Below are 22,364 nucleotides of genomic sequence, written 5' to 3'. Positions count from 1 at the left end.
AGCGTATCGGGCAGACCGCCGTTTTGTCAATATTCACAAGGGTTTACGACGCTTGCCGCACCCCCGGGAGCGGACTAGGTTTCGGGCCGGAATGGGACGCGCGCTGCTGCTCACGCTGGAGTTCGACGGATCCGCCTTTTTCGGGTGGCAGCGCCAGCCTGATCGACGGACGGTGCAGCAGGTCGTCGAGGAAGCATTGGGTCGGCTGGCCGGGATGCCGTGCACCGCAATTGCGGCGGGGCGGACCGACACCGGCGTTCACGCGTTGGCCATGCCGGTCTCGACGACGATGCCCGAGCAGTGGACCGCCGAGGCGTTGCTCCGAGCACTGAACGCCGTGTTGCCGCGCGATGTCGCCGTGTCTGAGGTCCGGGCGATTACCCCCGGTCGTGATGCGCGGCGGGCCGCCGAATCGCGACGGTACCGGTATGATGTCGGCGTCGACGCGGCCAGTCGCTCGCCGTTCCGGGGACGGACCGAGTGGGCGCTGGGGCGCCCGGTCGATCTCGCGATGCTGCAACGGGCCGCGTCGGTCCTCGAAGGCGAGCACGAATTCCTCGCCTTCATGGTGACCGGCGAGCCCAAGCCGCACTACCGGTGTCGTATCGTCGAGGCCGCGTGGTCGGCACCGGAGGCCGGGCGTCTCCGCTTTATCGTGGCCGCCGACCGGTTTCTCCACCACATGGTGCGCATGCTGGTTGGCACCATGGTGGAGATCGGCCAAGGACGACGACCTGAGAGCGACATGGCCCGACTGCTGACGATGACCCACAACGCCGACACCAGTGCACCGGCGCCGGCGGCTGGCCTGAGTTTTCTGTCCGCGACTTACCCCGCGACCTACTTCCTCGGAGAGCGCGCCGCGTGGTGACCCGCCGTATCGGAGCGCTGCTCCTCGCCCTTGTGGCCGCCGCCTGTCGCGGCGAGGCCACGGCCAACGCCCAACAATCGACGCCACCCGCTCCGCGCCCCGCCGCCTCGCTCGACGGCGCGCGACGCACCGCGATCGTCGATGCCTCGGCCCGCGTGGCGCCTGCCGTCGTCTCGGTGCGGGTGACGCTGCCGACCCCGCGTCCCTCGCAGTGGGATCTCTTCACCGGCAATCAGCCGGGCACGCCACAGAGCTTCGGCACCGGCTTCATCCTGCGCGCCGACGGCATCGTCGTCACCAATCAGCACGTCGTCGCCAATGCCCAGCAGGTGACCGTCACCCTGGCTGACGGGACCGACGTCGAAGGGCGCGTGCTGGGCGAGGATCCGCTCACCGACATCGCGGTCATCAAGATCGAACGCCAGGGACTCCCGATCGTCCGCGTCGGGCGCTCGAGCGACCTGATGATCGGCGAATGGTCGATCGCGCTCGGCAATCCCTACAGCTACCTCCTCGGCAATGCGGAACCGACCGTCACGGCTGGGGTGATCAGTGCCACAGGGCGCAACATCCTGCCCACTGGGGAACAGAACGGCCTCTACCTCGACATGATCCAGACCGACGCGGCCATCAATCCGGGTAATTCCGGCGGCCCGCTGGTGAACGCCCTCGGCGAAGTCATCGGCGTCAACTCCTCGATCTTCTCGAACAGTGGCGGCAGCGTCGGACTCGGGTTCGCCATTCCGATCGAGCGTGCCGTCCGCGTGGCCGAGGAAATCGTCCGCAACGGGACGGTGCGTCGCGCGTGGGTCGGACTCGATGTGGCGCAGGCGAGCGAGATGGGCGAATGGAAGCGCACCGGCGGCGTCGCGGTGGCGAGCGTGGCGCCCGGTGGTCCCGCGGCGAAGGCCGGCCTCCGCACCGGTGACGTGCTGGTGAAGGCCAATGGCCGCGTCCTCCGCAATTCGCTCGACTGGGAATCGGTCAAGCTCGATCTCCACGTCGGCGACCCGATCACGATCTCGGTGCAGAGCGCGGGGCAAACGAGCGACAAGCGATTGGTCTCCTCCGACCTGCCCACGGCGACAGCGACTCCGGGTGCGCTTTGGTGGCCTCGACCTGGTGACCGTGACGCCGGCGGTTCGCGCCGAGCTTGGCATTCGCAGCGATGGCGGCGCTGCGATTACCAAAGTGCCGCTCGAACTCGCACGCGAGACGGGACTGCGCGAGGGTGATGTGATCGTCAGCCTCAATCGGACCCCCGTGCGCCGGGCGGAGGACCTCGCGCGCCTCCTCGACGGCATGCGGCCCGGCACCTCGTTCCAGCTGGTGATCGAACGTCGCGGCACGCTCTATCCCTTGAACCTGCGGATCTGATGACCGACGCCCGCTGGCAGTCACCGCTTTCCGGCCGCTATGCCTCCCCGGCGATGCTCCACCTCTGGAGCGAGGCCTATCGCATCGGCCGCTGGCGTCGCGTCTGGCTCGCCCTGGCGGAGTCGGAGCGGGCCCTCGGCCTGGAGATCCCCGACGCCGCCCTGGAGGCGATGCGGGCGCACCTCGACGACGCCGACCTCGCCGTCGCCGCGGCGTACGAAAAGCGCTTCCGCCACGACGTGATGGCGCACGTCCACGCCTACGGCGAGCAGGCCCCCGCGGCGCGCGCGCACCTGCACCTCGGCGCCACGTCGGCGTTCGTCACCGACAACGCCGACGTGCTGGTGATGCGCGATGGGCTCGCACTGATTCTCGGGCGACTGCTCGACGTGGTGGGCCACTTGCGCGCCTTTGCCGAACGCCACGCTGCCCTGCCCTGCCTGGCCTACACGCACTTTCAGCCGGCCCAGCTGACCACGGTCGGGAAGCGCGCCACGCTCTGGGCGCAGGACTTCGCGCTCGACATCGAGGCGGTCGTCCATCGACTCGCCACGCTGCGGCTCCGCGGCTGCAAGGGGACCACGGGCACACAGGCCTCCTTCCTCGAGCTCTTCGACGGCGACCATGCCAAGGTCCGCGACCTCGAACGACGGATCACCGAGGCGCTTGGCCTGCCGCGCGCGTTCGCCGTCACCGGCCAGACCTACCCGCGGAAGGCCGATGCGCAGATCCTCGATGCGTTGAGCGGCATCGCCCAGTCGGCGGCGAAGTTCGGCGCGGACATCCGGCTGTTGCAGCATGAGGGCGAATTGCTCGAGCCGTTCGAATCGGAGCAGATCGGATCGAGTGCGATGGCCTACAAGCGCAACCCGATGCGTGCCGAACGGATCGGCGCGTTGTCGCGTCACGTCATCTCGTTGCAGGCCAACGGCGCACACACGGCGGCGGCGCAGTGGCTGGAGCGGACACTCGATGACTCGGCCAATCGCCGCTTGACCCTGCCGGAAGCGTTCCTCGCCGTCGATGCCATCCTGCTCCTGGCCGGCAACATCGCGCAGGGCCTCGAGGTGCGAGAGCCCGTGATTGCCCGCCATGTCCGCGAGCAGATGCCCTTCATGGCCACCGAACGGTGGTTGATGCTCGGCGTGCAAGCGGGTGGCGATCGCCAGGCATTGCACGAAGTGGTGCGCAGTCACGCGATGACGGTGCACGCGGCCGTCGCGGGTGGGGCGCCGAATGACCTGATGGATCGCCTCGCCGCCGACCCGGCGTTTGCCGGCATCGACCAGGCCCGACTTGCAGCCGAGCTGGACCCCGCGCGCTACACGGGACGCTCCCGCGAACAGGTCGCCGAGTTTGTCGCCGAATACCTCACTCCGCTTATCGCCGAGGCCCGCCCGTACGCCGCCGCCGCGGAGCACGCGGAGCTGCGCGTATGACCACCCCCATGGTGCAGAGCAAGCTGCCGCTCCCGTTGTGGCGTCGGGGCAAGGTCCGCGAGGTCTACGAAGTCGACGATGCACGGCTCCTGATGGTGGCCAGCGATCGCGTCTCGGCGTTCGACGTCGTGATGGCGGAAGCAGTCCCCGACAAGGGCCGGGTCCTCACGCAGTTGTCGGCCTTCTGGTTCCAGCGGCTCGGCAACCTGACCCCGTCGCACTTCCTCACGGCCGACACCGACGCGATTCTCGTCGAGGTGCCGGCGCTCGCGCCGCACCGCGCGGAAATTGCCGGCCGCGCCATGCTGGTGCGCCGCACCGCTCCGGTGGCGTTCGAATGCGTCGTGCGAGGCTACCTCTCCGGCTCGGCGTGGCAGGAGTATCGCAAGCGCGGCACGCTCGCCGGCGAGCCGTTGCGCGCCGGCCTGCTCGAATCGTCCCACCTCGAGCCGCCGATCTTCTCGCCGGCCACCAAGGCGGAGTCGGGGCACGACGAGAATGTCACCTTCGGTGCCATGCGCTCCGCCCTGGGCCCCGATCTCGCCGATGCGCTGCGGGACCTCTCGCTTGCCATCTACGCCGCGGGCCGGCTCACCGCCGCCGACCGCGGGCTCATTATCGCCGACACCAAGTTCGAGTTCGGTCTCGACATCACGGGCCATCCGATCCTCATCGACGAAGTGCTGACCCCGGACTCGTCGCGGTTCTGGGAGGCGGCAGCGTGGACCCCGGGGAGCACGCCGCCGAGTTTCGACAAGCAGCCGTTGCGCGACTATCTCGCCAGCGAACGGGAGGCCGGCCGATGGAATGGCGACGCCCCACCGCCGCCGCTGCCCGAGCAGGTGATCCGCGCCACCACGACGCGCTACCGCGAGGCGTACCACCGACTGACGGGCCATGAGTTGCCCGAGGACCGCTGATGCGCGTTGCCCCGGAAGGACTGCCGTTCATCGCGATCGCCTGGGTGATCGCCGCCGCGCTCTTCGGCTTCGGCCTTCCGATCGCCGGCCTCGTCTGGCTGCCGATCGCCATCTGGGTCGTCGCCTTCTTCCGCGATCCGGTCCGGAGCGGACGTCGCGGCGATGACGTGGTCATCGCGCCCGCCGACGGCAAGGTCGTGAGCATCATCCCGATCCACGAACCGCACGTGATCGGCGGCACGGCGACGCGCGTCTCGATCTTCATGAACGTCTTCAACGTTCACGTCAACCGCTATCCGAGCAACGGCACGATCACCTTCCGGCGCTACACGCCGGGCAAGTTCTTCAACGCCGCCGACGAGAAGGCCGCGCTCGAGAACGAGCAGAGCGACATCGGGCTGACCACCCCGCGCGGCGCGCTGCTGGTGCGCCAGATCGCGGGCCTCATCGCGCGACGGATCATCACCGACCACGCCGAGGGTCGGACGGTGTCGCAGGGGGAACGTCTCGGTCTCATCCGGTTCGGCTCGCGCGTGGACGTCTTCTTCCCGCCGGGCGTCCGCATCCTCGTCAAGGAAGGAGACGGGACGCAGGCCGGCGTCACGGCGATCGCCGAATGGACCTGACCTCGCCCCCTCCGCGGAGCGGCATGCGCCGCGTCGTCGTCGTGATGCCGAACGCCTTCACGCTCGGCAATCTCTTCTTCGGCTTCTGGTCGATCGTTTCCGCGCACAACGGCAACTTCCTCTGGGCCGGGTGGTTCATCGTCTTCGCGGGCGTGCTCGACATGCTCGACGGCCGCATCGCCCGCGCATCGAACAGCGGGTCGCGATTCGGCGCCGAGCTCGACTCGCTCGTCGACGTGATCTCGTTCGGTGTCGCGCCGGCGCTGTTGATGTACTTCCTGGAATTCTCCACCGCCGGCCGCCTCGCCTGGGTGATCTGCTTCTTCTACGTCGCCTGTGCGGCGCTCCGGTTGGCGCGATTCAACGTCCTGGCCGGTCAGGGCGGGAAGCCGTCTCACTGGTTCACTGGCCTGCCGTCCCCGTCGGCCGGGATGACGCTGGCCACGTACTTCGCCTTCTCGCAGACCGACTGGTACCGCGGCTCGCTCGCCTACCTGAACTTTCAGCACCAGGGGCTGGTCTTCCTGGTGGTGGCCCTCGCGCTGCTGATGGTCAGCAATGTCCAATATCCGCGCTGGCCAGCGGCCGGCATTCGCAGCCCGGCGCAGGTGCTGGGGCTGCTCTGGTACCTGGTGGTGCTCGCCGGCTCGCTCCTCGTGCCGCAGTACTTCCTCTTCACGCTGGGCCTGACGTATCTGCTCTACGGTCTCATTCGCCATGTCGTGTTGCTGATCACCGCGCGCGATGACGAAGAACACGACGAGCAGCCCCCGATCACGCTGGTCACCCCGACCCTACGTCCCCGCCGCGCTGAGCGGCGTCAGGAGAACGCTGAATGATCGTCCAAGTCCACGTCCGCGTGATGCCCCGCCCCGGCCTCCTCGATCCTCAAGGGCAGGCCGTGGAGCATGCCCTCGCTTCGCTGGGCTTCGGCGCCGCGACCGGCGTGCGCGTCGGCAAGGCGATCGAACTCTCGCTCGACGCGGAGAGCCCCGCCGCGGCCGAAGCGATCGCCCGCACCATGTGCGAACGCTTGCTGGCCAATCCGGTGACCGAGGACTTCGTCATCGAGGTCGGGTCCTGATGGCACGCGTGGCCGTTGTCCGCTTCCCCGGAAGCAACTGCGAGACCGAGACCCTGACCGCCATCGAACGCGCCGGCGGCGAGGCGGTGCTCCTCGACTACCGCGCGACCACGCTCGAAGGGGCCGACGCGGTGATTCTCCCCGGTGGCTTCTCGTACGGTGACTACCTCCGCTCGGGGGCCATCGCCCGGTTTGCGCCCGTGATGCAGGCCGTGCGGGCGCACGCTGACGCCGGCGGCGCCGTGGTCGGCATCTGCAACGGCTTCCAGGTCCTCTGCGAGGCGCATCTGCTGCCGGGGGCGTTGCTGCGGAATGCCGCGCAACGCTTCCTCTCCCGCCCCGTCGACGTGCGCGTCGAGCGCCGCGACACGATCTGCACGTCGGACTACGCCGTCGGCGATGTGATCCGGATCCCCATCGCCCACGGTGAGGGGCGCTTCGTCGCCGATGCAGAGACCCTTGCGGCGCTCGAGGCCGAGGGTCGCGTCGTACTCCGCTATGTCGCGGTCCCTGGCAGCGATGCCACGCACAATCCCAACGGCTCGGCCAACGACATCGCCGGCATCTGCAACGCCGCCGGCACCGTGGTCGGCTTCATGCCGCACCCGGAGCGCCTCGCCGAGGCGGCACTGGGCTCCGACGCCGGCCACCGCTTCTTCTCTTCGCTGATCGGACGCCTCGCGACGACCGGGGTGGCCGCATGACCGTCGTGACTCCCGCCGAGGCCTTTCCGGGCGAACGGCCAGTGACGCAGGCCGTGGTGGCCGAGCACAAGCTGAACGAGACGGAATACACCGCCATCCTCGCGTTGCTGGGCCGCACGCCAACGCTCACCGAGCTCGGCATCTTCTCGGCGCTCTGGTCCGAGCACTGCTCGTACAAGCACACCAAGCCGGTGTTGCGGCGCTTTCCGGTCGAGGGCCCGCAGGTGGTTCAGGGCCCGGGCGAGAATGCCGGCGTGCTTCGCCTCCCCGAGGGCTGGGCGGTGGCGTTCAAGATCGAGTCCCACAACCACCCGAGTGCGGTCGAACCGTATCAGGGCGCCGCGACCGGCGTCGGCGGCATCCTGCGTGACGTCTTCACCATGGGGGCCCGGCCGGTCGCGGTGCTCAATTCGCTCCGACTCGGTCCCCTCGATGATCCGCGCAATCGCTGGCTCTTCGCGGGGATCGTCAAGGGCGTTGGGGACTACGGCAATTGCGTCGGGATTCCGACCCTCGGCGGCGAGGTCTGCTTTGCGCCAGGCTACAGCGGCAATCCGCTCGTCAACGCCATGGCGGTCGGACTCCTGCGTGAGGCCGACCTGATCACGGCGCGTGCCCACGGCGTCGGCAACATTCTCCTGACCGTCGGCGCCAGCACCGGACGCGACGGCATCCACGGGGCGTCCTTTGCCTCGGAGGACTTGACCGCCGAGAGCGAGAAGCGGCGGCCGCAGGTCCAGGTCGGCGACCCCTTCACGGAAAAGCTTTTGCTCGAGGCGTCGCTGGAACTGATCACCAGCAATGTCATCGTGGCGATCCAGGACATGGGGGCCGCCGGTCTCACCTCCTCCTCGGCCGAAATGGCGGCGCGCGGTGGTGTCGGGGTCGAACTGGACACCTCGAAGGTGCCGACCCGCGAAGCGGGGATGACGCCCTACGAGATCATGCTCTCGGAATCCCAGGAGCGGATGCTCGTGGTCGCGGAGCCCCATCGCATTCCCGAGATCCAGGCGATCTGCCGGAAGTGGGAACTCGACGCGACGCCGGTGGGTCACGTGACGGACGATGGGCTGTTCCGGATCGTGCACGAGGGACGCACCGTCGCGGCGATTCCCGGACAGGAACTGGTCGATGGCTGCCCGATCTACACGCCTGACGCCATCGAATCGCCAGAGGCCGTGGCGCGACGGAAGCGGACGCCGAGCCGCCAGGCGCCGACGCCGGGCGAGGCACTGCTGACACTGCTGGATGCGCCGACCATCGCCAGCAAGCGCTGGGTGTTCGAGCAGTATGACTCCACCGTGCGCGCCGGGAGTGCGATTCTCCCCGGCGGCGACGCCGGCGTCCTGCGCGTGGCCGACACCACCTTCGGCCTGGCGATGACGGTCGACTGCAACGCACGGCACGTCCTCCTCGATCCATTCGAGGGAGGCAAGGGGGCCGTGGCCGAGGCGGCGCGCAACATCGCCTGCACCGGCGCGCGACCACTCGGCATCACGGACTGCCTGAACTTCGGCAACCCCGAGAAGCCGGAAATCTTCTTCCAGTTTACCGAGGCCTGTCGCGGCATCAGCGACGCCTGCCTGGCATTCAATACGCCGGTGACCGGCGGCAACGTCTCGCTGTACAACCAGAATCCGCACGGTGCGATCGATCCGACCCCGACCATCGGAATGGTCGGCCTCTTGGCGGACATCACCAAGGCGGTGCCGTCGCACTTCCGCGCGACCGGCGACGCCGTCCTCCTCCTCGGCACCAGCCGCGGGCACCTGGGCGGCTCGGCGTACTGGGCCGAGGTCCTCGACACCGTCGCCGGTTCGCCGCCGCCGGTGGACCTGTCCGCGGAACGCGCGCTGCAGGAAGTGCTCATTGCGGCGGCGGAGACACGCCTGCTGCGTTCGGCGCACGACCTGAGCGATGGCGGTCTGGCCGTGGCCCTGGCCGAGTGCTGCATGGGCGGCCCATGGGCCACCACCACCTTTGGCGCGATCATCGATCTCGACGCGCACGCTCCGGACGTCAGTGATGACGGCTTCCTCTTCGGGGAGGACGGCGCGCGGGCGATCGTCTCGTGCGACCCGGCAGACGTCGCCGCGCTGCAGCGCATCGCGGCGGCGCAGGGGGTGTCGGCACACTACCTCGGCCTGGTGGGCGAGGCCGACAGCGACCTGATCGTCAATCGCGACGGTCGGGGCTGGACCTGGCAGACCGCTGCCCTTCGCCAGAAGTATTTCGACGCGATCCCCCGCCGCATGGCGGCCCCGGTCACGGCCACAGGAGAGGAGTAAGCGATGTGCGGTGTGATCGGTGTCTCGGGGGTCCCTGACGCATCACGCGTCGCCTACCTGGGCTTGTACGCGTTGCAGCATCGCGGGCAGGAGAGCGCAGGGATCATGGCCGTCGATGAGAACACAACGGCCCGGATCCATCGCGAGATGGGCCTGGTAGCCGACGCCTTCTCCGAACCGGCACTCGAAGCGCTCCACGGCGACGTGGCGATTGGGCACACCCGCTACTCCACCGCGGGCAGCACGGTGTTGGCGAATGCCCAACCCTTCCTGGTCAACTATCACGCCGGTCCGCTGGCCGTGGCCCACAACGGGAACCTCGTCAACGCCGACCTGTTGCGCGAGGAGCTGGTTCGTGGCGGCGCGATCTTCTCGTCCAACAGCGACACCGAAGTTCTCATCCATCTGATCGCCCGTTCCGACGCGCCGACGGTCGAGGGTCAGATTCGCGACGCCCTGGAGCAGGCCGACGGCGCCTACTCTGTGGTCATTGGCGTGGGTCGGACCTTGTATGCGGCGATCGATTCGCGCGGCTTCCGGCCGCTCTTTGTCGGCCGAGTCGGCGACGGGCTCGTGGCGGCGTCGGAGACCTGCGCCCTCGACCTGGTCGGCGCCACCAACATGCGCGAACTCGAGCCGGGAGAATTCGTCCGGCTCGAGGATGGCGTGGTGACCAACCTCGCCCCGCTCTCTCCGCGCCGGGTGACCCGCTGCATCTTCGAGCTGGTGTACTTCTCCCGACCCGACTCCACCATTTTCGGGGAATCCGTCGATCGCGTGCGCCGCGAACTCGGCCGCCAACTGGCGCGTTTCCATCCGGCCACCGGGGCGGATGTCGTCTTCTCGGTCCCCGACTCGGCCAATGTCATGGCACTCGGCTACTCCGAGGTCTCGGGCGTGAAGCTCGAGCATGGGCTGATCCGCAACCACTATGTCGGACGGACCTTCATCAACCCGACGCAGGCCATCCGTGTCGAGAAGGTGAAGATCAAGTTCAACGCCGTTCGCGAAGTGATCGCCGGGAAATCCGTCGTCGTGGTCGATGACTCCCTCGTGCGCGGGACGACGAGCAAGGGGCTGGTCGAGATGATCCGCGCGGCGGGCGCGCGCGAAGTCCACCTTCGCCTCGGCTCGCCGCCGATCACCGGGCCGTGCCACTACGGCATCGACACGCCGACCCGGGACGAGCTCATTGCGGCGACGCATTCCCGCGACGAGATCCGCGCCTACCTCGGCGTCGACTCGCTGGAGTACCTCACGCTGGATGAGATGACGGGCGCGACCACGCACGGCACGGAGTGGTGCCATGCCTGCTTCTCCGGCGACTACCCGACCCCCGTACAGCTTACCTTCGGCGCGTTCCGCACCGCCGCCGCACCGCTGGAGGTCATCGCATGATCGACGCCTTCGCCCAACAGCCGCTGGTCTACTCGTTCGGCCAGGGACGCGCCGAGGGCTCGTCGGCGATGAAGGACATCCTCGGCGGCAAGGGGGCCGGCCTCGCGGAGATGACCAATCTCGGCATTCCCGTGCCGCCCGGCTTCACCATTTCGGCGACGCTCTGCCAGACCTATCTCGACACGACCTCCTTCCCGCCGCGACTCCGCGCCCAGGTCGAGCAGGCCCTCCAGCGTCTCGAGGCCGCCACCGGTCGGGAGTTCGGCGACGCGACGAACCCGCTCCTCGTGTCGGTGCGGAGCGGTGCCGCCGTCTCGATGCCCGGCATGATGGAGACCATCCTCAACCTCGGCCTGAACGATCAGACCGTGGAAGGGCTCGCGGCCAAGAGCAACAACCCGGCGTTCGCCTGGGATTGCTATCGCCGGTTCGTGCAGATGTACGGCGTGGTCGTGTTCGACCAGCCCCGGGCGCCGTTCGATCAACTGGTCGAGGAGGCGCGGCACGCCCACGGGGCGTCGCGTGACATCGACCTGCCAGTGGCGGCGATCAAGGGCCTGGTGGCCCGCTTCAAGGCGATCATCACCGAACAGGCCGGTCGCCCATTCCCCGAAGAGCCGATGGAGCAACTCTGGGGCGCCATCGCCGCCGTCTTCGAGAGCTGGAACACGCGTCGGGCGATCGACTACCGACGCATGCACGAGATTCCCGACACGATGGGCACCGCGGTCAACATCGTCGCGATGGTCTACGGGAACCTCGGCGAGACCTCCGGCACCGGCGTCACCTTCTCTCGCAATCCGTCGACCGGGGAGCGGCTGCTCTACGGGGAGTTCCTCTGCAACGCCCAGGGCGAGGACGTCGTCTCGGGTGCGCGCACCCCGGAGCCGATTGCCGCCCTCCGCGAGAAGATGCCCGGGGTCTTCCATGAGCTCGAGCGGATGGCGCGCACGTTGGAGCGGCACTTCCGCGACGTGCAGGACATGGAGTTCACCATCGAGGAAGGGCGACTCTACATGCTGCAGACCCGGCGCGGGCAGCGCTCCGGCCAAGCGGCGTTCCGGGTCGCCTGCGAGATGGTCACCGAGGACCTGATCAGCGAGGAAGAAGCGGTCGCGCGGATTCCGCCCGCCGCGCTCGAGCAGCTGCTGCACCCGATGATCGACCCGGGCGCCGTCCTCGACCGCCTCGCGACCGGGCTGCCGGCATCGCCCGGTGCCGCCTCCGGGCAGATCGTCTTCGATGCGGATGTCGCGGCCGATCGCGCCCGCGCCGGCGACGCGGTGATCCTGGTCCGTCGGGAGACCTCGCCCGAGGACTTCCACGGCATGGTCGCCTCGAAGGCGGTGTTGACGGCGCGCGGCGGGATGACGTCGCATGCCGCCGTGGTCGCTCGCGGGATGGGGAAGCCGTGCGTGGCCGGTGCCCAGGACCTGGAAGTGGACGAAGCGCTCGGCACGGTGCGCGTCGGCGACCGCGTGTTGCATGGTGGCGACTGGATCACGCTCGATGGCAGCACCGGCATCGTGTACGTCGGGCAGGCCAAGCTGATCGCGCCGGAGCTCGACGAGCACTACCACACCTTGATGGCGTGGGCCGACCGCATCCGCCCGATGAAGGTGCGCGCCAATGCCGACACCGCCGCCGATGCGCATCGCAGCCGCGACTACGGCGCCGAGGGGATCGGCCTCTGCCGCACGGAGCACATGTTCTTCGATGGCGATCGGCTCCTCGCGATGCGCGAGATGATCGTCGCGGAAGATCGGCCGGCCCGCGAACGGGCATTGGCCAAGCTTCTGCCGATGCAGCGTGGCGACTTCGAGTCGATCTTCCGTGCGATGGAAGGATTTCCGGTTACGATCCGATTGCTCGATCCGCCGTTGCACGAGTTCCTCCCGAAGGACGAAGGGGAACTCCTCAAGTTGTCGCAGGATCTCGGCAAGCCGCTCGACCGGTTGCGCCACGTGGTCGAGTCGCTGCACGAAGAGAATCCGATGCTCGGGCTGCGGGGCTGCCGACTCGGGATCATGTACCCCGAGATCACCGCGATGCAGGCCCGGGCGATCTTCGAAGCCGCGTGCACCGTCGCGGCTCGCAAGGGTCGCGTGATGCCGGAAGTGATGATCCCGCTGGTGGCGTCGGTGATCGAGTTCCGACGCCAGGCCCTGCTGGTCCGGCAGGTGGCGGAAGAGGTGTTCCGTGAGCGGCAGCTGACGGTACCGTACCTGCTCGGCACGATGATCGAGCTGCCGCGCGCGGCGCTGACGGCCGACGAAATCGCGCGCGAGGCCCAGTTCTTCTCCTTCGGGACGAACGACCTGACCCAGACGACGTACGGGCTCTCCCGGGACGACGCCGGTCGCTTCCTGCCCCACTATGTCGCCAGCGGCATCATGGAACAGGATCCGTTCCAGACCATCGACCAGGCCGGCGTCGGCAAGTTGGTGCGGATGGCCTGTGAACTGGGCCGCGCGACGCGGGCCGACCTGAAGATCGGCGTCTGCGGCGAGCACGGTGGCGATCCGGCATCCATTGCCTTCTTCGAGACGGTCCGCATGAACTATGTCTCGTGCTCGCCGTTCCGAGTCCCCGTCGCACGCCTCGCCGCGGCCCAGGCCGCGCTGGCCTCACGCGGGACCGTCGACCGCACGAAGGCCACGGTATGAGCGCGGCCACTCCCCCGCTGGTGGGCGTCGTGATGGGCAGCGACTCGGACTGGACCACGATGCAGCATGCGGCGGCGCGGTTGGTCGAGTTCGGCATCCCGTATGAGACGAGGGTGGTCTCCGCGCACCGGACGCCCGACCTGCTCTTTCAGTACGCGTCCGAGGCGGCGGAGCGGGGCCTCAAGTGCATCATCGCCGGTGCCGGCGGTGCGGCCCATCTGCCGGGGATGCTCGCGGCGAAGACCATCGTCCCGGTGCTCGGCGTGCCGGTCGCGTCGAAGCACCTGCAGGGGCTCGATTCACTGCTGTCGATTGCGCAGATGCCGAATGGCGTGCCGGTCGCGACCTTCGCCATCGGTGATGCCGGCGCCCACAACGCGGCGCTCTTCGCCGTCGCGATCCTCGCCCGCGAGAACCCGGACCTCGCGCGCCGCCTGGAGGGCTTCCGTGCGGCGCAGGATCTCAAGGTTCGCGCCCTGACCCTCCCCCCCGCGTGATCCTGCCTGGCGGGACGCTCGGCGTGCTGGGGGGCGGCCAGCTGGGGCGCATGTTCACCGCCGAGGCCCAACGCCTCGGCTATCGTGTCGTGGTCCTCGATCCCGACGCGGAGGCCCCAGCGGGGCAGATCGCACACGAGCACATCACCCGGGAGTGGGGCAATCGCGAGGCGCTCGCTGAGCTTGCGGCGCGTGCGGATGCCATCACCACCGAGTTCGAGAACGTGCCGGCGGACGTGCTTCGCGCCCTCGCCGCGCACTGCCCCGTGCGTCCCTCCGGTGATGCGGTGTGGACCACCCAGGATCGGCTCCGCGAGAAGGCGTTTCTCAATCAGGCAGGGGTCGACACCGTCGGCTGGCAGCCCATCGCCTCGATAGAGGATTGCGCGGCGGCATGGCACAGCGTCGGCCCCCTCGGCGCCATCCTCAAGACGGCGCAGTTCGGCTACGACGGCAAAGGACAGGTGCGCGTCGCCACGCACGACGATCTGGCCACGGCGTGGCGGACGCTGGGTGAAGTGCCTTGCATCCTCGAGGAGCGCGTCGCGCTTGCCACCGAGCTCTCGGTGATGGTGGCCCGAGGCGCGGCCGGCGCCGTCGCGACCTGGCCGGTCGGCGAGAATGTGCACATTGCGGGGATCCTCCATACGACGGTTGCCCCGGCCGTGATCGCACCGACGTTGGCGGAGGCGGCGCGCACCGTTGCCGAGCGGATCGTCGCCGCCCTCGACTACGTCGGTGTCATGGGCGTCGAGTGCTTCGTCACCAGCGACGGTCGCTTGCTCGTCAACGAGCTGGCGCCCAGGCCGCACAACAGCGGGCATTGGACGCTCGACGCGGCGGTGACGTCACAGTTCGAGCAGCAAGTCCGGATTCTCGCGGGGCTTCCCCTCGGCGAGACCACGGCGTTCGGTCCGACGGCGATGGTCAACATTCTCGGCGACTGCTGGGCCGACGGCGAGCCGAAGTGGGCTGCTGCCCTGGCGATGCCGGGCGTTCGGCTGCACCTCTACGGCAAGCGCGAGCCACGCGCCGGCCGCAAGATGGGCCATCTCACGGTCACCGCCGAGACTGGTCCCGATGCCCTCCAGCGCGCGCTCGCCGCTTGGCGCGCGCTCACTGATTGACCTTTCCCCCCTGGAGTACCGCATGCTGATGCTGTCCCTGCTCGCCCTGACCCTTGCTGCCGATCCGGCCTGCACCCCCAGCGTCCGGCCGCCTCTGTCGCCACGCGCGCATCCAAGTACGACTCCACCTCGACCAAGGTCGGGACGGCCGTCGTGAAGGTCTGCTACGGCCGCCCATTGGTGAAGGGGCGCACCATCTTCGGCTCGGAGCTGGTGCCCTACGGCAAGCTCTGGCGCACCGGCGCCAACGAGCCGACGATCATTCACACCACCGGGCCGATCACGGTGGCCGGCGTCCGCCTCGAGGCCGGGAGCTACTCGCTCTACACGGTGCCGATGGCTGGCGCGTCGTGGGACGTCGTGATCAACCGGTCGATCTCGCAGTGGGGGATCGAGAGCGCCTATGAGGGAGTGAAGGCGCAGGAAGTCGGGCGCGGCAAGGCACCGACGATGCCGATGCCGCTGGTCGAGGCGCTCACCATCTCGGCGGCCCCGACGTCGCTGAACCTGAGCTGGGAAAAGGTGATGGTGATGATTCCGATGGCTGCAGCGAAGTAGCGCTGACATGACGTACCCGGCCCCTCTCCCCTTCCGCATCAAGATTCCCGGCGAAGAGTCGATGGATCTGACGACGGTGCGCGAGGTCTCCACGAAGGTCGAGGGGCTGCTGCACCTTGAGGGCGATCGGCTGCTGCTGGAATGGGCGGTGACACGCAGCTCGGAAGAAGTCGGCCTGAGCGGCGTCAAGACCGAGACTGAGGAATTCGAGCCAGAGGAAGCGGAGCTGCCACTTGAGTGGCTCGCCGGGGTCACGCTGGCCGGGGGAATCCTCTTCCCCCGGCTGGAGGTGCGTGGCCGAGGCCTGCGCGTCTTCGACGGCATCCCGGGCGCGAAGGGCGCCCGGCTCGAGCTGTTCTACGCGCGGAGTGATCGGATGGCCGCCGTGGCGATGGTGCGCGCGATCGAGGCAGCTCGGGAGTCGCCCCGCCTGGAGGATTCGGGCGAGACACCGCGGATCGACGATGGCGACAGCGGCTGACGCAGCCTCGAGGCGGCGCTAACGCACCATCCGCGTCGCACCGGCCATCGACCACGTCGACGGGTCGGCCGAACAGATATTCGGCGCAGTCTGCGGAACCTTCCGAATCATGATCTCGCTTGGCCCGGTCATCATGAGCAGGATGTTGATGAACCCACCCGCCCCCGGCGCCGGGGCGTAGCAGTAGATCAACCCGTCCGGCGTGACCTGCTCGAAGGGACGATTGACGCGACCCTCCGTGGCGCGGGGAACCACCAACACCGTCGCGCCGAGAATGTCGGGGCCGAGACTGAGTGCCAGTTCAGCTTCCGGCTGATACGGGTAGTTCGCCAAGGTGATGTACCCGGTTTCGTTCCCCTGCACCGGTTCCGTGATGCTGGGCAGCGCCCAGATCCCCTTCGCGGTCCCGGCCACATCCACAACCATCGTCCCACAGCGCGGCTCGCCGGTCGACGGCCTCGGCACGCCACTCATGTCCCGCAGCTTGGTATAGAGCTGCGTCTTGATGGACGTCTCGAACCGTTCCCATGGGCAGACCGAGTGCAGCACCGGCTCCGGGTACCGCCATCGCGCCACATAGGCATTCGTCACGCGCGCGTCCAGCAGCCCGAAGTCGAGCCCCATGAGGCCGAGGGCGATCGAGAAGCCGCTCGTCCCCATCGGTTGCCCCGCGGCGAGCGAGACTCCGTCGAGTCGCGCGGTACAGGTCTCGATCGACTCCAGTGCCGTGCTGTAGCGCTCGCACTCCTTCCAGCCACCGTCCGGCACCGGGATCGCGGTGGAGAGCGACGAGAGGTGGCCGAACCAGCCGGAGATATCCTTGCACACCTGGAATTCGGCGGTGTAGTCCTCGTGCCCCTGCCGGTTGGGCGACGTGATGTATCGCGTCCGGCGGAGCTTGGTGATCTGGATGGCGCCGGGAGAGCGAACCTCGGCCCCTTCGGTTCGAAGGATGAAGCCGGTGTGGGCCGTCGGCAGGGTGTGCCCGGGCGCACCGAGCCCGCCCACGACGGCGATCGCCTCGATGTCGCCAAGCGCCACCGGCATCGCCGTGAAGTGAGGGTCTCCCCCGCAGGCCTCGCCCGCGGGGCCCACCAGATTCTGTCCGCACGCGGCAAGACCGATCGTGAGCAGGGCGAGCACGCTGCGTTGAAGAGCGCGGAGCTGGGAGCGCATGAGGCCTCTGGGGGGGGGAGGTCGACGGGCTCCCTGAGTATACCCCGAGTCGGGGATGGAGGGGCAGGTGGTGCCAGGAGTGGACCCGGACACCCACCCCGGCAACTACCCTGCGCCCAGCACCGCCATCAGGAAGGCGTAGTCCACCGCGTACTCGCGCAGCCGATCGTACCGGCCGGACGCGCCGCCATGCCCCGCCCCCATGTTGGTGAGGAAGAGCAGCGGGGCATCGGTGGTCGTGAGCGTCCGCATCCGCGCCACGTACTTTGCCGGCTCCCAGTACATCACCTGCGAGTCGTTGAACGCGGTGCGCACCAGCATCGGTGGGTATGGCTGCGCCGAGAGGTTGGTGTAGGGGCAGTAGGCCCGCATCCAGGCATACTCGGCAGGGATCCCCGGGTTGCCCCACTCCTCGTACTCACCGACCGTGAGCGGCAGCGTGGCGTCGGACATCGTGTTGATCACGTCCACGAACGGCACCTGCGAGAGCACGGCCGCGAAGCGGTCGGGGCGGAGGTTGACGACCGCGCCCATCAAGAGTCCCCCGGCACTCCCGCCTTCAATCGCGAGGCGATCCGCGGCGACGATGCGCTTCGCGACCAGATGATCGGCGCAGGCGATGAAGTCGGTGAAGCTGTGCATCTTCTCGCCCATCCGTCCGGCGTCGTGCCACGGCTTGCCCAGCTCACCGCCGCCACGGATGTGCGCGATCGCCACGACGACACCCCGTTCCAGCAGCGACAGCCGATTCGACGAGAAGGAGACCGGGTAGGGATAGCCGTAGGAGCCGTAGCCGTGCAGGAGTGCCGCCGCGGTGCCGTCTTCGGGCACATCCGCCCGCCGGACCAGCGAGATCGGCACCAGCGTGCCGTCGGACGCCGTGGCGTGGATGCGGTGCGAGACGAAGCGCGTCGCGTCGTAACCGCCGACAACTTCCTGTTGCTTGAGCAGCGTCCGCTCGCGCGATTCCAGGTCATAGTCGAGCACGGAGGACGGCGTCACCATTGACTGGTAGCCGTACCGGTAGATCGCGGTGTCAAACTCGGGATTGGCGTGCGGATAGCACTCGTAGGCAGGCTCGGGGAAGGCGATCCGATGGACCGCACCATCCGCGAGGCGGTGGACGGCCATCTGGGGCACACCGTCTTCGCGCTCATGCACGATCAGGTGTCGACGGAAGCACTCCATCCCCTCGAGCATCACCCCGTCGCGATGCGGGACCACCTCGACCGCATCGGCCAGTGCGCCGCCGGTCACAGGCATGGTGACCAGGCGGAAGTTCCGGCCCGTGTCGTTGATCCGCACGAAGAAGCGGTCGCCGTGATGGTCGACGTCGTACTCGCGATCGGCCACGCGCGGCAGGAGCGTCTGCCACACATCCGCGCTGCCGGCGCGCCGTACCCGGGCTTCCGAGGTGGTGTGACTGCCGCTGAAGAGCACCAGCCATTCCCGACTCCGGGTCCGCGCGATGCCGACATTGAACGCCTCATCGGCCTCGTGAAAGACGAGGCTGTCCTCCTCCGCACCGAGCCGATGCTGCCAGATATCGCACGAACGCTTCGTCTCGGCGTCCTCGACAGCGTAGTAGAGCGTCTGGCTGTCGCTGTCCCACGCCACGGATGTCACCCGCTCACGCCGGACCGGCAGCAGTGTGCCCGTGCGCAGGTCCTTCACCACCAGCGTGTATTGCCGAAAGCCCGTCTCGTCGGTGCTGTACGCCAGCAGCCAGCCATCGTCGCTCACCGCCATGTCGCCGAGCGCCATGAACGATGTCCCCTCGGCGAGCAGATTCAGGTCGATCAGGACCGTCTCCTCGCCCTCGGTCGGTGACCCGAGGCGACGGCAGTGGATCGGGTACTGCTTCCCTTCCTCGGTGCGGGTGTAGTACCACCAGTCACCTTTCCGATACGGCACGGAGAGATCGGTCTCGCGGATGCGGCCGAGCATCTCCTGGTAGAGTTGTTCCTGCAGCGCCGCCGTCGGGGCCAGCCACGCGTCTGCCCAGGCATTCTCGGCGTCGAGATACGCGCGGACGGCTGGGTCGTCCTTCTGCCGCAGCCAGGCATAGTCGTCGACCAGCGTCTCGCCATGGTGCACGACGGTGGTGGGATGGCGGGGGGCGACGGGCGGAGACAGCGGAGCAGACACGGGAAGTCTCTGGTGGCGAGAGGGTAAACGGTAAACGGTGAACGGGGTCACGGGTTGAGCCCGTTCACCGTTCACCGTTCACCAACCAAATGGAGGCGCAGGGAATCGAACCCTGGTCCGAATCAATTTCCGGGACCGCGTCTACGTGCGTAGGCTCCGCTTCGAACTTGGCGTTGGGCCGGTGCCGAGCCGACCTTCCCAACGGTGACCTCCTGAAGTCTCGCTTCCGGTGTCGGAGGACCACCAGTCGCTATTCCGGATTAATGATTCCGATCAGAACGCCCCGGACGGGCTTTCATCTCGGAGGTGCGAAGCGAACTACTTAAAGCTCAGCTTACGCAGCCATCGCCAGATCAGTGTTGGCAATTGTGTTTTTTCCAGAGGGATTATCCAGGACCCCGGACCTGGGCACGCGGCGATGCCTTCTACCAACCCGTCGAAGCCGATCGCCCCCGTGCCCGAAGAGTAGCCGAAGCTCCGCCCCCGGGCAAGTCCGCCGCACGGAGACTGGAGTCTCTCCCTCCGAGGATGGATATTAGGGGACTGCCGTCCACTCCCTCCCTACCCGTGGGTCCTCCATGCGCTTGCCGCTTGTCGCCCTCCTGCTCGTCGCCCCTGCCCTGCAGGCGCAGACGCTGCCGCTCCGCCAGTCGAAGCTCGATGCCTCGGCGCGCGATGCCTCGCTTCGCGTGCCACTCGATTCCACCGTCGATGCGCGCTGGCTCGGCATCGCCCCGGGCGCTCCGCGCTGGGATCTCGAGGGCCGCTGGATCTACTTCTCGTACGACACGGTGGTGAAGCCGGCGGAGCCGGTCGCCCCCGACGCGCCCTGGTTCCGCGTCTCGCGTGACGGCAAGAAGATCGAGGGCGTCAGCCGGGAGATCGCCACGCGGATTCCGATCGGCGTGCAATGGACGCGGGACGGGAGCCGTGGTGTCTGGAGTGCGCGGAACGAGCTCCGCATCTGGGAGCGCGGCAAGGGCGAGCGGCTCCTGCGCGCCAGCCTGGAGGGTGGCGGCTTCGGCTGGTCGGAAGACGAGTCCGAACTGCGCTTCCAGCGGAACGGCGACCTCTTCGCGCTCAACCCGACCACCGGCGTCGAGCGACAGCTCACGCGGACCAGCGTCAAGTTCGAGGCACCGAAGGACAACAAGAACGCCGCCGAGCTCAAGAAGGAGCAGGTCGAGATCTTCGACTTCGTCAAGCGCCGCAAGGAGCAGCAGGACTCGGCGAAGGCCCGCGCGCGCCGCGATCGCGTGCCGATGCCGGCCGTGGTGCTGAAGCCGAAGAAGGACGACACCATCGGCGACCTCGCGATCACGCCCGACGGCAAATTCGTCAGCTACATCGCCACGCCGAAGGTCGAGGAAGGGTCAACCGTCTTCGGGGACTACGTCAACGATTCCGGCATCGTGATCTCGCGGACGTCGCGCGCCAAGGTGGGCGCGCCGCTGGCACAGAGCCGTGCCGCGATCATCCCCGTCGATCCGATGGCCGAGCCCGACAGCGTCGCCATCACCTTCGTCGACACCGCCGGCTTCGGCAAGCCGGTCCGCGCCACGGATCTGCAGTGGAACCGGCAGGGGACGCGCCTGATCGCCGAGTTCGCCTCGCTCGACTACAAGGACCGCTGGGTGGTGCTGGTCGATCCCGCGACGGGCAAGCAATTGAAGACGCTCGACCACCAGCACGACGATGCCTGGCTGCTCGAGCCGCGCGGCCTCACCTGGATGCCCGATGGCGAGCGCATTGCGATCCGCACCGAGGAAACCGGCTGGGATCATCTCGTGCTGGTGACGATGGACGGGACGCGCCGCGCCCTCACCAGCGGTCAGTGGGAAGTGCGCTCCGCCGCACTCTCACGCGATGGCAAGTGGTGGACCCTGTCGACCTCCGAGGCCCACCCGAGCGAGCTGCACCTCTACCGGATGCCGGCCGAGGGTGGACCGCGCACGCGCATCGACAATCTGGGCGAGGGTGAGGTCACGGCCGTCTGGGCGCCCGGCGAGGACGGTGCGGTGCTCCGCTGGAGCACGCCGAAGGAGCTGGCCGATCTCTACCTGATGCCGAGCCTGGCTGCGGCGCCGATCCGTTTGACGAAGAGCGGCACCGACATGTTCTGGAAGCTCGCCTGGCCCACGAGCGACTTCGTCACCTTCAACGACGACCAGGGGAAGCCGGTGTGGGCCCGCGTCTATCGGCCCGCGACGCAGCACGCCAACCGTCCGGCCGTGATGGAGATCCACGGCGCCGGCTACGCCCAGGGCGTGCACAAGGCGTTCTCGGGCTCGAGCGCGCACGGCGGCTCCCTCTATGCCAAGCACCTCACCGACCTCGGCGTCACCTACATGGTGCTCGACTACCGGGCGAGCGCCGGCTACGGCCGCGATACGCGCACGGCCGTCTACCGCAGCATGGGTGACCGCGACGTCGCGTCGGCGGTGGCCGCGGTGCCGTTCCTCAAGGAGAAGTACAACGTGAGCCCGGACCGGGTCGGCCTCTACGGCTGCTCGTACGGCGGCTTCTTCACGCTGATGGCGCTCTTCAAGCATCCCGGCGTCTTCAAGGGTGGCGTCGCGCAGTGCTCCGTGACCGACTGGGCGCACTACAATCACTGGTATACCGCCCGCATCCTGAACGGTGCGCCAGCGAGCGACTCGGCCGCCTACCGCGCCTCATCACCCATCTACCACGCGGCAGGCCTCAAGGACCGGCTGGTCATTCAGCACGGCCTGGTCGACAACAACGTGATGTATCAGGACGCCGCCCGGCTCACACAGCGGCTGATGGAGCTGGGGAAGGATTTCGACTTCGTGACCTATCCGATCGAGGCGCACGGCTGGCAGAACTCGTGGTCGAAGCGCGACTCGCAGCGGCGGATGCAGAAGTTGTGGGAGGAAGTGCTGCTCAACAAGTAGCGAGGATCGAGAAGCGAGAAGCGAGAAGCGTGGCCCAGCGGAGAGATCTTCCCGCCGAACCACGCTTCTCGCTTCTCGCTTCTCGC

General features: G+C 68.2%; 19 protein-coding genes and 1 other RNA gene. 17 read left to right on the top strand and 3 right to left on the bottom strand.

Translation table 11 applies throughout. The features are described 5' to 3' along the window. Positions 1 to 91: 91 nt before the first annotated feature. The 16 genes from truA (at position 92) to IPG05_08795 (ending at position 16,036) form a co-directional block, all read left to right on the top strand. On the top strand, positions 92 to 871 hold the full coding sequence (truA, locus tag IPG05_08870; protein MBK6495201.1) for a tRNA pseudouridine(38-40) synthase TruA: 780 nt from the start codon (positions 92 to 94) through the stop codon (positions 869 to 871). Further along, positions 868 to 2,106: a trypsin-like peptidase domain-containing protein gene (locus IPG05_08865; protein ID MBK6495200.1), complete on the top strand. Its 1,239-nt coding sequence runs from the start codon at positions 868 to 870 to the stop codon at positions 2,104 to 2,106. The genes truA and IPG05_08865 overlap by 4 nt, the downstream gene beginning before the upstream one ends. Beyond that, positions 2,063 to 2,248 carry a PDZ domain-containing protein gene (locus IPG05_08860; GenBank protein ID MBK6495199.1) on the top strand — a complete coding sequence of 62 codons (186 nt, stop codon included), beginning with the start codon at positions 2,063 to 2,065 and terminating at the stop codon, positions 2,246 to 2,248. Before IPG05_08865 ends, IPG05_08860 begins: the two co-directional genes overlap by 44 nt. After that, complete coding sequence (locus IPG05_08855) at positions 2,248 to 3,687, top strand: adenylosuccinate lyase (protein MBK6495198.1); 1,440 nt, start codon at positions 2,248 to 2,250, stop codon at positions 3,685 to 3,687. The genes IPG05_08860 and IPG05_08855 overlap by 1 nt, the downstream gene beginning before the upstream one ends. Then, positions 3,684 to 4,607 (top strand): phosphoribosylaminoimidazolesuccinocarboxamide synthase, encoded by a 924-nt coding sequence (locus IPG05_08850; protein ID MBK6495197.1) that lies wholly within the window; start codon positions 3,684 to 3,686, stop codon positions 4,605 to 4,607. The genes IPG05_08855 and IPG05_08850 overlap by 4 nt, the downstream gene beginning before the upstream one ends. After that, the gene (locus IPG05_08845) at positions 4,607 to 5,233 is read left to right on the top strand and encodes a phosphatidylserine decarboxylase family protein (GenBank protein ID MBK6495196.1); all 627 of its coding nucleotides are present in this window, start codon (positions 4,607 to 4,609) and stop codon (positions 5,231 to 5,233) included. Before IPG05_08850 ends, IPG05_08845 begins: the two co-directional genes overlap by 1 nt. A 23-nt stretch (positions 5,234 to 5,256) precedes the next feature. Continuing rightward, positions 5,257 to 6,072, top strand: coding sequence for a CDP-diacylglycerol--serine O-phosphatidyltransferase (pssA, locus tag IPG05_08840; protein ID MBK6495195.1), 816 nt, complete (start codon positions 5,257 to 5,259; stop codon positions 6,070 to 6,072). After that, positions 6,069 to 6,317 carry a phosphoribosylformylglycinamidine synthase subunit PurS gene (gene purS / locus IPG05_08835; protein ID MBK6495194.1) on the top strand — a complete coding sequence of 83 codons (249 nt, stop codon included), beginning with the start codon at positions 6,069 to 6,071 and terminating at the stop codon, positions 6,315 to 6,317. The genes pssA and purS overlap by 4 nt, the downstream gene beginning before the upstream one ends. Next, positions 6,317 to 7,021 carry a phosphoribosylformylglycinamidine synthase subunit PurQ gene (gene purQ / locus IPG05_08830; protein MBK6495193.1) on the top strand — a complete coding sequence of 235 codons (705 nt, stop codon included), beginning with the start codon at positions 6,317 to 6,319 and terminating at the stop codon, positions 7,019 to 7,021. The genes purS and purQ overlap by 1 nt, the downstream gene beginning before the upstream one ends. Then, positions 7,018 to 9,309 (top strand): phosphoribosylformylglycinamidine synthase subunit PurL, encoded by a 2,292-nt coding sequence (purL, locus tag IPG05_08825; protein ID MBK6495192.1) that lies wholly within the window; start codon positions 7,018 to 7,020, stop codon positions 9,307 to 9,309. Before purQ ends, purL begins: the two co-directional genes overlap by 4 nt. A gap of 3 nt (positions 9,310 to 9,312) precedes the next feature. Beyond that, the gene (locus tag IPG05_08820) at positions 9,313 to 10,707 is read left to right on the top strand and encodes an amidophosphoribosyltransferase (protein MBK6495191.1); all 1,395 of its coding nucleotides are present in this window, start codon (positions 9,313 to 9,315) and stop codon (positions 10,705 to 10,707) included. Continuing rightward, the gene (locus IPG05_08815; protein MBK6495190.1) at positions 10,704 to 13,373 is read left to right on the top strand and encodes a pyruvate, phosphate dikinase; all 2,670 of its coding nucleotides are present in this window, start codon (positions 10,704 to 10,706) and stop codon (positions 13,371 to 13,373) included. The genes IPG05_08820 and IPG05_08815 overlap by 4 nt, the downstream gene beginning before the upstream one ends. After that, entirely contained in the window at positions 13,370 to 13,870 is a 501-nt protein-coding gene (gene purE / locus IPG05_08810; protein ID MBK6495189.1) for a 5-(carboxyamino)imidazole ribonucleotide mutase, read from the top strand. Before IPG05_08815 ends, purE begins: the two co-directional genes overlap by 4 nt. Continuing rightward, on the top strand, positions 13,867 to 14,997 hold the full coding sequence (locus IPG05_08805) for a 5-(carboxyamino)imidazole ribonucleotide synthase (GenBank protein ID MBK6495188.1): 1,131 nt from the start codon (positions 13,867 to 13,869) through the stop codon (positions 14,995 to 14,997). The genes purE and IPG05_08805 overlap by 4 nt, the downstream gene beginning before the upstream one ends. 153 nt (positions 14,998 to 15,150) lie before the next feature. Beyond that, positions 15,151 to 15,555 carry a DUF2911 domain-containing protein gene (locus tag IPG05_08800; protein ID MBK6495187.1) on the top strand — a complete coding sequence of 135 codons (405 nt, stop codon included), beginning with the start codon at positions 15,151 to 15,153 and terminating at the stop codon, positions 15,553 to 15,555. A 7-nt stretch (positions 15,556 to 15,562) separates the two neighbouring features. Next, complete coding sequence (locus IPG05_08795; GenBank protein MBK6495186.1) at positions 15,563 to 16,036, top strand: hypothetical protein; 474 nt, start codon at positions 15,563 to 15,565, stop codon at positions 16,034 to 16,036. Between the two features lie 18 nt (positions 16,037 to 16,054). Here the strand turns inward: IPG05_08795 and IPG05_08790 are convergent, their stop codons facing one another. From IPG05_08790 to ssrA, 3 genes are all read right to left on the bottom strand, one after another. After that, positions 16,055 to 17,212: a hypothetical protein gene (locus IPG05_08790; protein ID MBK6495185.1), complete on the bottom strand. Its 1,158-nt coding sequence runs from the start codon at positions 17,210 to 17,212 to the stop codon at positions 16,055 to 16,057. A 105-nt stretch (positions 17,213 to 17,317) separates the two neighbouring features. Continuing rightward, on the bottom strand, positions 17,318 to 19,360 hold the full coding sequence (locus IPG05_08785; protein MBK6495184.1) for a S9 family peptidase: 2,043 nt from the start codon (positions 19,358 to 19,360) through the stop codon (positions 17,318 to 17,320). Between the two features lie 87 nt (positions 19,361 to 19,447). Further along, positions 19,448 to 19,814, bottom strand: a transfer-messenger RNA (tmRNA) gene (ssrA, locus tag IPG05_08780). A 124-nt stretch (positions 19,815 to 19,938) separates the two neighbouring features. Between ssrA and IPG05_08775 the strand changes: the two genes are divergently transcribed. Beyond that, the gene (locus IPG05_08775) at positions 19,939 to 22,278 is read left to right on the top strand and encodes a S9 family peptidase (protein ID MBK6495183.1); all 2,340 of its coding nucleotides are present in this window, start codon (positions 19,939 to 19,941) and stop codon (positions 22,276 to 22,278) included. Positions 22,279 to 22,364 lie beyond the last annotated feature (86 nt).

The sequence above is a fragment of the Gemmatimonadota bacterium genome (assembly GCA_016704275.1).
Taxonomy (GTDB): Bacteria; Gemmatimonadota; Gemmatimonadetes; order Gemmatimonadales; family GWC2-71-9; genus Palsa-1233.
Note: the sequence above shows the minus strand (reverse complement) of the source record. Positions and strands in the feature narration are given on the sequence as shown.